Origin of the sequence: Stenotrophomonas sp. NPDC077659 (assembly GCF_050268705.1) — a bacterium.
Lineage (GTDB): Bacteria > Pseudomonadota > Gammaproteobacteria > Xanthomonadales > Xanthomonadaceae > Stenotrophomonas.
The window spans coordinates 1-12,918 of sequence record NZ_JBNNHG010000115.1; the positions used below are offsets into that span (position 1 = coordinate 1).

8 protein-coding genes and 1 pseudogene are annotated in these 12,918 nt (G+C 67.4%); 7 read left to right on the top strand and 2 right to left on the bottom strand.

Annotated features, from left to right (window positions below):
• From ACQKDV_RS14685 to pbpC, 6 genes and pseudogenes are all read left to right on the top strand, one after another.
• A pseudogene (locus tag ACQKDV_RS14685) lies at positions 1–984 on the top strand (Fe/S-dependent 2-methylisocitrate dehydratase AcnD); the annotation flags it as partial.
• Positions 985–1,084: 100 nt separating this feature from the next.
• On the top strand, positions 1,085–1,342 hold the full coding sequence (locus ACQKDV_RS14690) for a type II toxin-antitoxin system ParD family antitoxin (protein ID WP_427784638.1): 258 nt from the start codon (positions 1,085–1,087) through the stop codon (positions 1,340–1,342).
• A complete protein-coding gene (locus ACQKDV_RS14695; protein ID WP_427784640.1) occupies positions 1,329–1,655 on the top strand; it encodes a type II toxin-antitoxin system RelE/ParE family toxin in 327 nt (108 codons plus the stop codon). The genes ACQKDV_RS14690 and ACQKDV_RS14695 overlap by 14 nt, the downstream gene beginning before the upstream one ends.
• A gap of 23 nt (positions 1,656–1,678) precedes the next feature.
• Positions 1,679–2,863 (top strand): 2-methylaconitate cis-trans isomerase PrpF, encoded by a 1,185-nt coding sequence (gene prpF, locus ACQKDV_RS14700; RefSeq protein ID WP_427784643.1) that lies wholly within the window; start codon positions 1,679–1,681, stop codon positions 2,861–2,863.
• Between the two features lie 169 nt (positions 2,864–3,032).
• Positions 3,033–7,940, top strand: a complete 4,908-nt coding sequence (locus ACQKDV_RS14705) for an alpha-2-macroglobulin family protein (RefSeq protein WP_427784645.1) — start codon at positions 3,033–3,035, stop codon at positions 7,938–7,940.
• A gap of 49 nt (positions 7,941–7,989) precedes the next feature.
• The gene (gene pbpC, locus ACQKDV_RS14710; protein WP_427784646.1) at positions 7,990–10,371 is read left to right on the top strand and encodes a penicillin-binding protein 1C; all 2,382 of its coding nucleotides are present in this window, start codon (positions 7,990–7,992) and stop codon (positions 10,369–10,371) included.
• 144 nt (positions 10,372–10,515) lie between these two features.
• Here pbpC and ACQKDV_RS14715 read toward each other — a convergent pair whose 3' ends face one another.
• Both ACQKDV_RS14715 and ACQKDV_RS14720 read right to left on the bottom strand, forming a co-directional pair.
• Complete coding sequence (locus ACQKDV_RS14715) at positions 10,516–11,103, bottom strand: ferritin-like domain-containing protein (protein ID WP_427784647.1); 588 nt, start codon at positions 11,101–11,103, stop codon at positions 10,516–10,518.
• A 29-nt stretch (positions 11,104–11,132) separates the two neighbouring features.
• Positions 11,133–11,615, bottom strand: a complete 483-nt coding sequence (locus ACQKDV_RS14720; protein ID WP_427784649.1) for a peroxiredoxin — start codon at positions 11,613–11,615, stop codon at positions 11,133–11,135.
• Between the two features lie 261 nt (positions 11,616–11,876).
• Between ACQKDV_RS14720 and ACQKDV_RS14725 the strand changes: the two genes are divergently transcribed.
• Positions 11,877–12,770, top strand: coding sequence for a DnaJ C-terminal domain-containing protein (locus ACQKDV_RS14725; protein ID WP_427784651.1), 894 nt, complete (start codon positions 11,877–11,879; stop codon positions 12,768–12,770).
• Positions 12,771–12,918: the final 148 nt, after the last annotated feature.

A 12,918-nucleotide genomic window follows, 5' to 3' on the forward strand; every position in this document is an offset into this window, starting at 1 on the left:
ATCGAAAAGGACGTGCTGGGCGTGGATGCCGACGGCAACGAGGTGCGCCTGAAGGACATCTGGCCGAGCGATGCCGAGATCGACGCGGTGGTGAAGGCCGCGGTGAAGCCCGAGCAGTTCCGCAAGGTCTACAACCCGATGTTCAACGTGCGCGTGGAGCATGGCGCCACGGTCAGCCCGCTGTACGACTGGCGCCCGCAGAGCACCTACATCCGCCGCCCGCCGTACTGGGAGGGTGCACTGGCCGGTGAACGCACATTGGCGGGCATGCGCGCGCTGGCGGTGCTGCCGGACAACATCACCACCGACCACCTCTCGCCATCGAACGCGATCATGGCCTCGAGCGCGGCCGGTGAGTACCTGGCGAAGATGGGCCTGCCGGAGGAGGACTTCAATTCCTACGCCACCCACCGCGGCGACCACCTGACCGCACAGCGCGCCACGTTCGCCAACCCGAAGCTGTTCAACGAGATGGTGCGCAACGACGACGGCAGCGTGAGGCAGGGTTCGCTGGCGCGCGTGGAGCCGGAAGGCAAGGTCATGCGCATGTGGGAAGCGATCGAGACCTACATGGACCGCAAGCAGCCGCTGATCATCATTGCCGGCGCCGATTACGGCCAGGGCAGCTCGCGTGACTGGGCCGCCAAGGGCGTGCGCCTGGCTGGCGTGGAAGCGATCGTGGCCGAAGGTTTCGAGCGGATTCACCGCACCAACCTGATCGGCATGGGCGTGCTGCCGCTGGAGTTCAAGCCGGGCACCACCCGCCTGACCCTGGGCATCGACGGCACCGAGACCTTTGATGTGGTCGGCGAGCGCACCCCGCGCGCCGAGCTGACCCTGGTCATCCACCGTCGCGATGGCCAGGATGTGGTCGTGCCGGTCACCTGCCGCCTGGACAGCGATGAGGAAGTGGCGATCTACGAAGCCGGGGGCGTGCTGCAGCGCTTCGCCCAGGATTTCCTTGAAGGCGCCAAGGTGGCGTAAGGCCGGGCTGAATGCCTGCCCCTGGTAGTCAGGGGCGGGCTTGTCCGACACGAGTGCGGGGTGCACACTGGCTTGGCAAAAACTGCCAAAGGAGAGTTTCATGGCCACCATGAACATTTCGCTGACCGATCCGCTCAAGCAGTTCGTGGATGACGAAGTGCGCGAAGGCGGCTACTCCAGTACGTCGGACTACGTGCGCGACCTGATCCGCCAGCGCCAGCGCAGCAAGGCCGAAGCGCTGCTCAAGCAGCTGATTGCGGAGGGACTGGCCTCGGGGCCGGCCGCTCCGGTCACCGGTGACACTTTCGAGCGAATGCGTCGTGAATTGACCGAAAGGATGGAGCGTGAAGGCGATTGAGTGGAGACCGAGGGCTGAGGAAGACGCGGCTGATGCAGCTCTGTGGTTCGCGCGGCAGGGGGGGCTGGCACTCGGTCAGCGATTTCTCGCAGAGCTGGAGACAACACTTCAACGCATCGCGATGTTTCCTGCCTCGGGTTCCGCAAGGCACGCCGAACTAGCAGCGCAGCTGCCTGGGCCGTTGCGATTCATGCGGGTCCCGGCCTTTGAACGCTATCTCATCTATTACCTCGATCTGCCCGACCGCGTGGATGTCATGCGTGTGTGGTGCGTTGATCGCGGCCTTGACGCATTGATGCAAGACATTTCCTGACATTCCAACGCGTGGATCCGACGATGACCTTCCTCCCGCAACTCCGTATTCCCGCCACCTACATGCGCGGCGGCACCAGCAAGGGCGTGTTCTTCCGCCTGCAGGATCTTCCCGTCGCTGCCCAGGTGCCGGGCGCGGCGCGCGATGCGCTGCTGATGCGTGTGATCGGTTCGCCCGATCCATATGGCAAGCACACCGACGGCATGGGCGGGGCCACGTCCAGCACCAGCAAGTGCGTGATCATCTCCACCGCCTCGGTGCCCGACCACGACGTGGATTATCTGTACGGCCAGGTGTCGATCGACACCGCCTTCGTCGACTGGAGCGGCAACTGCGGCAACCTCAGCACCGCCGTCGGCCCGTTCGCCATTGCCAACGGCCTGGTCGATCCGGCCCGGGTGCCGCGCGATGGCCTGTGCACCGTGCGCATCTGGCAGGCCAACATCGGCAAGACCATCATCGCGCACGTGCCGATGCGCGACGGCGAAGTACAGGAGACCGGTGATTTCGAGCTGGACGGCGTGACTTTCCCGGCCGCCGAGATCCAGCTGGAGTTCATCGATCCGTCCGACGACGGCGATGCCGGTGCGATGTTCCCCACCGGCAACCTGGTCGACACCTTGGACGTGCCGGGCGTGGGCAGCTTCGAGGTGACGATGATCACCGCAGGCATTCCGACCATCTTCCTCAATGCTGCCGACCTGGGCTACACCGGCACCGAGCTGCAGCCGGCCATCAACGAGGACAAGGCGGCCCTGCAGACGTTCGAGACCATCCGCGCCTACGGCGCGCTGCGCATGGGGCTGATCTCGAAACTGGAGGATGCCGCCACCCGCCAGCACACGCCGAAGGTGGCGTTCGTGGCGCCGGCGCAGGATTACGTGTCGTCCAGCGGCAAGGCCATTCCGGCCTCGGCCATCGACCTGCACGCGCGCGCGCTGTCGATGGGCAAGCTGCACCACGCGATGATGGGTACGGCAGCCGTCGCCATCGGTACTGCGGCGGCGATTCCGGGCACCCTGGTCAACCGCGCTGCAGGGGGCGGCGAGCGCGAGGCGGTAACCTTTGGCCATCCGTCCGGCACCCTGCGCGTGGGTGCGCAGGCCGGCCAGTTCGATGGCCAGTGGACCGTGACCAAAGCCATCATGAGCCGCAGTGCCCGGGTGCTGATGGAAGGCAAAGTGCGGGTGCCGGCCGATACCTTTTAACGCGGGACGGTTGCGGTAGCGCAGGCCGCTGGCCGGCAACCCCACGGGTCCTTGCATGCCGGTTGCCGGCCAGCGTCCGGCACTACCCGCATCGGGGCAATTGCCGGATCCGCGTCAATTCCCTGGCGCGGCGGCCCTATAATGGCCGCCTCGATCAAGGAGTGACGACATGAGCGGTCCGGCACGGCGGAAGCGGTGGGGTTGGGCGGCGGCGGTACTGGCAGGAGGCCTGTTGCTGGGCCTGGCCGGCTGTCGCAATGACAGCGGGCAGCTGCCCAAGGCCAGCGGCGAAGCCATCGCCACCAAGGCCGAGCAGGTGAAGGAGTTCACCCTGCTGCGTGCCTACCCGGACCAGAAGAGTGAAGGCCTGTCGCTGGCGCTGGAGTTCTCGCGCCCGCTGGTCGGCACCCAGGATTTCGACAAACTGGTGCGCTTCGAGGAAAAGGTCGGCACCGACGACAGCAGCTGGACCCTGTCCGATGACGGCCTGACCCTGCGCTATCCCTTCGTCGAAGCCGGCAAGGAATACAGCCTGGTGGTCTCTGAAGACCTGCTGGCCGCCGACGGCAGCCGCCTGGGCAAGGAACTGAAGCAGAAGGTGTTCAGCGGCGAGCTGAAGCCGGTGGCCGGTTTCGCTTCGCAGGGCAGTGTGCTGCCGGCCAAGGACAGCCGCGGCCTGCCCGTGGTGTCGGTAAACGTGCCGGAGGTGGACGTCGAGTTCCTGCGCGTGCGCGAAAAGGACCTGCCGACCTTCTTCAGCCAGTACCAGCGCGGCGGCCGCCGTGGCAGCTGGGAACTGAGCAGCGACTACGAGCGCAGCCCGATCAACAAGCTGGCCGAGCCGGTCTACGTCAACCGCTTCATCCTGGGCGGCAAGCAGAACGAGCGGGTACTGACCTACCTGCCGACCCAGGACATCAAGGAACTGCAGGAACCCGGCCTGTACTTCGCCCTGCTCAAGCGCACCGGTGACTATGAGGGCGAGTTCGACACCGCGTTCTTCTCGGTCAGCGACATCGGCCTGCACACCCGTGCCTACAAGGACAAGCTGTTCGTCCACACCGCCGGGCTGAAGGACGGCGCGGCACTGAAGAACGTCACCCTGCGTGTGCTCGATGCCAAGGGCGAGGTGGTGCTCAAGGGCAGCACCGACAGCAACGGCAACGCACTGCTGAACTACACCCTGGACGCCACCCACGTGCTGGTGGCAAGCAGCGGCAAGGACACCAGCTTCCTGCCGTTCAACCAGCCGGCGCTGGACCTGAGCGAATTCGCCGTGGCCGGCCGCGACAACGCCTGGTTCGACGTCTACGCCTGGTCCGGGCGTGACTTGTACCGTCCGGGTGAAACCGTGCGCCTGTCCGCGCTGCTGCGCGACAACGACGGCAAGCCGGTCAAGGCTCAGCCGGTGTTCCTGCGCCTGAAGCAGCCCGACGGCAAGACCTTCCGCGAGACCCGCCTGCAGCCGGGCGACCAGGGCTACATCAACTTCGAGCAGACCATCCCCGCCGAGGCGCCGACCGGACGCTGGCAGGTGGAATTCCGCACCGACCCGGCCAGCAAGGAAGCGATCCAGGGCATGACCCTGCGCATCGAGGAGTTCCTGCCCGAGCGCATGAAGCTGGACCTGGACAGCGCGCAGAAGACGCTGAAGCCGGGCGAAGACCTGCGCCTGCAGGCCAACGGCGCTTACCTGTATGGCGCGCCGGCCGATGGCAACCGCTTCACCGCGCGCCTGGCCGTGGCCGCCGAGCAGCAGCCGGTGGAAGGCCTGCCGGGCTACTTCTTCGGTGACCCGACCCTGCAGCTGCCGCGCGAAGCCAAGGATGTGGTCGACACCACGCTGCCGGCCAATGGCCAGCTGCGCGAGGATGTGGCGCTGCCGGAAGAAGCCGCCAAGGCCAAGGCACCCATCGCCGTGGTGCTGTCGGGCAGCCTGTACGAAACCGGTGGCCGTACGGTCACCCGCACCCTCAAGCGTGTCATCTGGCCGGCCGCTGCACTGGTCGGCGTGCGCCCGCTGTTCAACCCCGATGACGGTGCCGATTCGAACGGCAATGCCCGCTTCGAGCTGATGCGCGTGGACGCCGCCGGCAAGCCGCAGCCGGCCAAGGGCCTGAAAGTCACTCTGGTGCGCGAACTGCGCGACTACCACTGGACCTTCAACGACAACCGCTGGGACTACGATTTCACCCGCCGTTTCGAGAACAAGGAAACCCGCACCGTCGACGCCGGCAGCAGCGCGGTGGCCTTCGATTTCCCGGTGGAGTGGGGCGAGTACCGGGTGGATGTGTTCGATCCGACCACCGGCCTGACCAGCCGCTATCCGTTCCGCGCCGGCTGGAGCTGGGGCGATGACAACCGCGGCCTGGATGCACGCCCGGACAAGGTCAAGCTGGGCCTGGACAAGACCGGCTACAAGGCCGGTGACACCCTGCAGGTGACGGTGACCCCGCCGCATGCCGGCAAGGGCATCCTGATGGTCGAGAGCGACCGCATGCTGTACGTGCAGGAGATCGACGCCAAGCCGGGTGCCACCTACAAGATCCCGGTCACCGCCGACTGGGAGCGTCACGACGTCTACATTACCGCCCTGGTGTTCCGCGGCGGCAGTGCGCCCAGCAAGATCACCCCGGCCCGTGCCGTGGGCGTGGTGCACGTGCCGATGGACCGCAAGGGCCGCACTGTGGCCGTGGGCCTGGTCGCGCCCAAGCAGATGCGTCCGGAACAGGACCTGCCGGTGACGGTCAGCGCACCGCAGCTGGCCGGCAAGGCCGCGCACGTCACCGTTTCGGCGGTGGACGTGGGCATCCTCAACATCACCCGCTTCCCGGTGCCCGATGCCGGCGCGCACTTCTTCGCCCAGCGTCGCCTCGGCATCGATGCCTACGACATCTACAGCCGGGTGATCGAAAGCTTCGACGGCAGCAACGGCAAGTTGAAATTCGGTGGCGACATGGCCCTGCAGGCGTTGCCGCAGGCCAAGCGCCCGACCGCGCGCGTGCAGACCGTGGACCTGTTCTCCGGCCCGGTGCAGCTCGATGCCAAGGGCAATGCGCGCATCCGCCTGAAGGTGCCCGACTTCAATGGCACCCTGCGTGTGTCCGTGCTGGTCTACAGCGATGACCATTACGGCAAGCGTGACGTGGAAACCGTGGTCCGCGCGCCGATCCTGGCCGAGGCCAGCATGCCGCGCGTGCTCGCGCCGGGCGACCGCAGCACCGTCACCCTGGACGTGCAGAACTTCACCGGCAAGACCGGCCAGTTCAATGTGAAGGTGGACACCGAGGGCCCGCTCAACCTGGGCGAGGGTAGTCGCAGCGTGCAGTTGACTGCCGATGCCAAGACCACGCTCAGCTTCCCGCTGTCGGCGCGCGAGGGCAACAGCGTTGCCAAGGTGCGGGTGCGCGTGGATGGCAATGGCTTCAAGGCCGACCGCCATTACGAACTGCCGGTGCGTGCGGCGTGGCCGCAGGTGCTGCGTTCGCAGGTACGTACGCTGGATCCACTGGCCGCGGTCAGCCTCGACAACAGCCTGACCGAGGGCCTGATGGCCGACTCGGTCAATGCCCGCCTGCTGGTCAGCCCGCTGCCGCCGATCCCGTTCGCCAGTGCCCTGCAGGGCGCGCTGAACTACCCCTATGGCTGTGCCGAGCAGACCACCAGCAAGGGTTACGCCGCGCTGATCCTGGACCAGGCCACCTCGTCGATGCTCGGCACCGACGGCCTGGATGCCAAGACCCGCCGCGAGCGCATGGAAGGTGCATTCGGTCGGCTGGCCTCGATGCAGGTGGCCAACGGCAATTTCTCCATGTGGGGTGACGATGGCTACGTGAACCCGTGGCTGACCCCGTACATCACCGAGTTCCTGCTCGATGCCAAGGACGGTGGCTTCGCCGTGCCGGACAACGTGCTGCAGAAGGCGCTCAACCGCCTGAGCGAGGATCTGCTGTCCGGCGGCAATCAGTTCTACGGGCACGATGACCGCGAGAAGCTGAAGTTCGCCAACCAGGCGTATTCCGGCTACGTGCTGGCCCGCGTCAACCGCGCGCCGCTGGGCACGCTGCGCACGCTGTACGACAACGAGCGCGGCAAGGCGGTCGGCGGCCTGTCGCTGGTCCACCTGGGCGTGGCGCTGTCGCTGCAGGGCGATGGCAAGCGCGGCCAGGCGGCGATTGCTGCCGGTTTCGCCAAGTCCAGCAGCGAGCGTCCGTCGTACTTCGGCGATTACGGCAGCGCCATCCGCGATGACGCGCTGATGATCGCCCTGACCCATGAAAACAAGCTGGCCAAGCCGGCCTGGGATGCACGCGCGGTCGATCTTGGCCGTGGTCTGGATGCCCGCCGCAACGCCGGCTGGATGTGGTTGAGCACGCAGGAGCAGGTCGCCATTGCCCGCCTCGGCAAGGCACTGGCCGCCAACCAGAAGGCGCTGGTGGCCGGTGAACTGGTGATCGGTGGCAACAGTGAAACCATCGGCGAGCGCAAGCTGTTCGGCCGCAACTTCACCGGCAGCGAACTGGCCAGCGGCGTGCGCTTCACCCCGCAGGGCCAGCCACCGATGTTCGCCAGCATCGACGTGGCCGGCATCCCGCGCAGCGCGCCTGCGCCGGACAACAGCGTGCTGGGCGTCGAGCGGACCTACTTCGGCACCGACGGCAAGCCGTGGACGCCGGGTCCGCTGAAGGAAGGCGAGGCGCTGATCGTGCGCGTCACCATCCGCTCCGATACGCAGATGCCCGATGCACTGCTGACCGACCTGCTGCCGGCCGGCCTGGAGATCGAAAACTTCAACCTGGGCGATGCCAAGCAGTGGGCCGATGTGGTGGTCGATGGCATCACCGTCAGCGACCGCAGTTCTGCGTCCGACACCAAGCACGAGGAGTTCCGCGACGACCGGTACGTGGCGGCGCTGAAACTGTCGCGTGGTGGCAAGGCCAACGTGTTCTACCTGGTGCGTGCGGTGACTCCGGGCACCTACTCGGTGCCGCCGCCGCTGGTGGAGGACATGTATCGCCCGCAGCTGCGTGGCGTGGGCCGCAGCAACCCGACTACGATCACGGTGGTCCAGCCGTGACAGCGCGGACGGGCCGCGACGGCGCGGCCCGTCCCGCCGGCAAGCTGCAATGAAGATGGACGGGACGACACGGCGCGCAGCCCTGCTGCGCCGGCTGCAACCGTTGTTGCCTTGGCTGCGCTGGGGCACGGCCGTGCTGCTGGTGCTGCTGCTGGTACTGGATGTCGCGTTCCCGCCGCCGCTGCCGAAGCAGCGCGATACCAGCACCCTGGTGGTGGCCGCCGACGGCAGCCCGCTGCGCGCCTTCGCCGATGCCGAAGGTGTATGGCGTTACCCGGCCTCGGCCGACAGCGTCTCGCCGCTGTACCTGCAGGCGCTGCTGACCTACGAAGACCGCTGGTTCTGGCATCACCCCGGCATCAATCCGCTGGCCATCCTGCGTGCCGGTGGCCAGCTGCTGCGCGGCGGCCGCATCGTCTCCGGCGGCTCGACCCTGACCATGCAGGTCGCGCGCATTCTCGACCCGCATTCGCGCACGCCATGGGGCAAGCTGAAGCAGATGCTGCGCGCGGTGCAGCTGGAAGTGCATCTGTCGAAGGCGCAGATCCTGGCGCTGTACCTGGAACGTGCGCCCTACGGTGGCACCATCGAAGGCGTGGAAGCGGCCAGCTGGGCCTATCTCGGCAAGCCGGCCACGCAGCTGTCGCACGCCGAGGCGGCGCTGCTGGCGGTGCTGCCACAGGCACCGAGCCGGCTGCGCCCGGATCGCCACCCGGACGCAGCGCAGAAAGCGCGCGACAAGGTGCTGGCGCGCATGGCCGAGCTGGGCGTGTGGACACCGGACGAAGTGGACGATGCCCGCATCGAGAACGTGGTCGCGCGTTCGCTGCGCCCGCCGATGCATGCGGCGCTGCTGGCGCAGCGACTGCACTCGGCACATCCCGGCCAGGCACGCATCCAGAGCAGCATCGACCTCGACCTGCAGCGCACGCTGGAGGAGCGCGTGGCCAGCTATTTCTCCACACTGCCCGAGCGCACCTCGGCGGCCCTGCTGGTGGTCGACAACCAGACCCTGCAAGCACGTGCCTACGTCGGCACGCTGTCTTTCGGTGACCGCCAGCGGCTGGGCCATGTGGACATGGTGCAGGCCTGGCGCTCGCCGGGCTCGACCCTCAAGCCCTTCCTGTACGCGATGGCGCTGGACGATGGCCTGATCCATTCGGAAAGCCTGCTGGTGGATGCGCCACAGAGTTTCGGCAGCTATCGGCCGGGCAATTTCGACGAGGCTTTCAACGGCCCGGTCGGTGCGTCCAGCGCGCTGCGCCTGTCGCTGAACGTGCCGGCGGTGGACCTGCTGCAGCGGGTGGGCTCGGCGCGCTTCGCCGCGCGTCTTTCGCATGCGGGCATCCAGCTGCGATTCCCGCCGGGCAGTTCGCCGAACCTGTCGCTCATTCTTGGCGGCACCGGCGCGCGGCTTGAGGATCTGGTCGGCGCCTTCGCTGCACTCAACCGCAACGGCATCGCCGGCCGTGTGCGCTACACCGACGAAGAGCCGATGATCGAGCGGCGCCTGGCCTCGCCCGGCGCCAGCTGGATCGTGCGCGAGATGCTCGAATCCAACCCGCGCCCGGGCTATGGCGTGGGCACCTTCGATGTCGGCGGCCGCCCGCGCGTGGCCTGGAAGACCGGCACCAGCTATGGCTACCGCGACGCGTGGGCCATCGGCAGTACGCGCCACTACACCGTGGGCGTGTGGGTGGGGCGGCCCGATGGCACGCCCCTGCCGGGCCAGTACGGCGCGGTGACGGCGTTGCCGTTGATGTTCGAAGTGGTGGACAGCCTGCCGCGCCAGCCCGGCGATGCCGCCGCCGCACCGATGCCGGCCAGCGTCAGCCGTGCCGACGTCTGCTGGCCTACCGGTGAACGGGCCGAATCGTTGCCGGCCGCCTTGTGCCAGCGGCGCATGCCGGCGTGGCTGCTGGATGGCGGCGTGCCGCCGACCTTCCCCGAGCGTGAGGCCCGTCGCTGGCAGCCGGGCCGGCAGCGTTACATCGCCGATGCGCGCACGGGCCAGCGGCTTTCCGCCGACTGCAGCGCGCCACACGCGGAAGTGGAGCGCGAGATCGCGCGCTGGCCGGCGCTGCTGTCACCGTGGTTGCCCAAGGCCACGCGCGATGCGTCGCAGTTGCCGGCACTGGCCGCCGACTGCCGGGATGATGGCCGCGAAGCGAGCGTGGCCCTGCACATCGATGGGTTGAACGATGGCGCAGCGTTGGCCCGGGCCCCCAACGCACAGCATGGCGTGCGCCTGCAGCTGCGCGCGCTGGGCAGCGAGCAGGCGGTGGACTGGCTGCTGGATGGGCGCTGGATCGCCCGCACCCAAGGCGCGCAGCTGATGCAGCGTGAGTTCGCTGATCCAGGTGCGCACACGCTTACCGCGCTGGCCACCGATGGCGCGTGGACGCAGGTGCGGTTCACGGTCATCCGCTGACGCCGGGCATGGCCCGGCGCTACCGGTTTGACCACTGAAATGCTCTGGTAGAGCCGAGCCCGTGCTCGGCTGCTTCTGCGCGGCGCATTCGGCGGTCTCAGCCGAGCGTGGGCTCGGCTCTACAGCGGTGCGCGTGCGTCACCGCTATTTCCCGATCCACCCGTCCAGCAGATCGGCGAACTCATCGGCGTGTTCCTCTTCCTGCGCCAGGATCTCTTCGAGGATGCGCTTGGTGGTGGTATCGCGGTCGCCGACAACGGCGATCATCTCGCGGTAGCTGTCGATGGCGATCCGCTCGGCCACCAGGTTTTCGCGCACCATGTCGCGCAGGTCGGTGCCCTCCTTGTACTCGGCATGCGAGCGCGCGGTCAGCGTGTCCGGATTGAAATCCGGCTCGCCGCCCAGCTGCACGATGCGCTCGGCCAGCTTGCCGGCATGGGCCTGTTCCTGCTGCGCATGTTCGAGGAACTCGGCTTTCACCGCATCGGCGAGCATGCCCTTGGCCATGTAGAAGTGGCGGTAATAGCGCAGCACGCACACATATTCCGTGGCCAGTGCATCGTTGAGCAGCTTGATGACCGCCTTGCGGTCAGCGCTGTAGCTGTCGGTGATCGCACCGTCCTCGATGTTGCGCCGCGCGCGCTCACGCAGGGTCTTGCGGTCGCTGATGCCGGGCACCGGGGTGCTGGGCTTGGCAGTGGACTTGCTGGCTTTGGCTGGCTTGTTGGACATGGCTGGCCGGTTCCTCGTGCGGTGGGGTGTCAGGTGGGAAGGTGCTCCAGCACGTAGTCGGCCGAGGACACCTCGAACTGGCCGGGCTCCTCGATCCAGACGGCACGTACTACGCCGTCATCGACGTACAGGGCAAAGCGGCGCGAACGGATGCCCATGCCCGAGGCGCTGGCATCCAGCTCCAGGCCCAGTGCACGGGTCAGCTCGGCATTGCCGTCGGACAGCATCAGCAGCCCCTCCGGAACATGCTGGTCAGCTGCCCAGGCCTTCATCACGAACGGATCGTTCACCGCCATGCAGTACACATCGATGCCGCGCTGGCGGAACGTGGCAAACGCTTCGACGAAGCCGGGCAGGTGTCGGGCGGAGCAGGTGGGGGTGAAGGCGCCGGGCACGGCGAACAGCACCACCCGCCGCCCGTCGAACAGGGCGTGGGTGTCCAGTGTTTCGATGCCCTCGCGGATGCGCTTGAGGGTCACTTCCGGAATGCGGTCGCCGACGTGGATGGTCATGGGAGCTCCTTGCTGGGGCAGGCTAGTGGGGCCGGTGGGAGGGAGGCGTCAAGACATTGGAAACCCGGCGTGCACACCCCACTGTGAAGGGCGCGGCAGGGCAGGCGTCCAGCTTCAGCCTGGGGCAGGGCGGTGACCGCTGCATTGCGTTGGATCAGTCGGCGTCACCGGCGCGGCACGGGCAGCGGCGTAGCATGCCGGCGCGTAGAATGAACCCGGGGCGGCGCCACCGGCGCGGCCGAAGCAGATCGAGGTAGCTGGATGGAATTCAAGGATTACTACGCCACCCTGGGGGTGGAACCGAGTGCGGGTGAGGCCGAAATCAAGACTGCCTACCGCCGGCTGGCACGCAAGTACCATCCGGATGTAAGCAAGGAGGCCGGCGCCGAGGACAAGTTCAAGGCGGTCAACGAGGCCTACGAGGCGCTGCGCGATCCGGAAAAGCGCGCAGCCTATGACCAGCTGCGCGCGCAGGGCTATCGCCCCGGCGAGGAATTCAACGTGCCGCCGAACTACGGCGGTGGCGGGGGCTTCAATTTCGAGGAAGTGTTCGGCGGCGGTGGTGCCGGCGGCGGTTTCAGTGATTTCTTCGAAAGCCTGTTCGCGCGCCAGCGCGGCGGCCAGGGCGCAGGCCCCGGCCCGGGCTTCAGCAGCCACGGCCAGGCGCCCAACCGTGATACCCGGGCCAAGCTGTCGGTGCCGCTGGAGGCGGCCTACAGCGGTGACAGCCTGCGCATCACGGTCAACGGCAAGCAGCTGGATGTGCGTGTGCCCAAGGGCATCCGCCCGGGCCAGGTGATCCGCCTGGCTGGGCAGGGCAACCAGGGCGGCAACCTGCTGCTGGAAGTGGAGTACGCCGCCCACCCGCAGTTCGAGGTCGACGGCCGCAACATCCTCCACACCCTGTCGGTGACCCCGTGGCAGGCCGCGCTGGGGACCAGCATCAGCGTGCCGACCCTGGGCGGTGCGGTGGAACTGAAGATTCCGGCCGATTCCGATGCCGGCCGCAAGCTGCGCCTGCGCGGCCGCGGCCTGCCGGGCAACCCGGATGGCGACCAGATCGTGGAACTGGAGATCGTGGCGCCGGCGGCGACCGACGAGGCCCAGAAGAAGGCCTACCGCAACCTGGCAAAGGCCTTCGGCGAAACAATCTGAGGGTAGCGCCGGGTCACGCCCGGCGGCTTTGACATGTAGAGTCGAGCCATGCTCGACTGCCGCCGGCAAAAAAAAGACCAAATGCTCGAAGGAAAAAAAAAATCAGAAAAACACAGCGCCCGCAACCCCCCACACCAAAATCACAAGA

Coding starts and splice junctions, on each gene's coding strand:
- ACQKDV_RS14690 (WP_427784638.1), top strand. CDS start 1,085: ATGGCCACCATGAACATTTCGCTGACCGATCCGCTCAAGCAGTTCGTG.
- prpF (WP_427784643.1), top strand. CDS start 1,679: ATGACCTTCCTCCCGCAACTCCGTATTCCCGCCACCTACATGCGCGGC.
- ACQKDV_RS14705 (WP_427784645.1), top strand. CDS start 3,033: ATGAGCGGTCCGGCACGGCGGAAGCGGTGGGGTTGGGCGGCGGCGGTA.
- pbpC (WP_427784646.1), top strand. CDS start 7,990: ATGAAGATGGACGGGACGACACGGCGCGCAGCCCTGCTGCGCCGGCTG.
- ACQKDV_RS14715 (WP_427784647.1), bottom strand. CDS start 11,103: ATGTCCAACAAGCCAGCCAAAGCCAGCAAGTCCACTGCCAAGCCCAGC.
- ACQKDV_RS14720 (WP_427784649.1), bottom strand. CDS start 11,615: ATGACCATCCACGTCGGCGACCGCATTCCGGAAGTGACCCTCAAGCGC.
- ACQKDV_RS14725 (WP_427784651.1), top strand. CDS start 11,877: ATGGAATTCAAGGATTACTACGCCACCCTGGGGGTGGAACCGAGTGCG.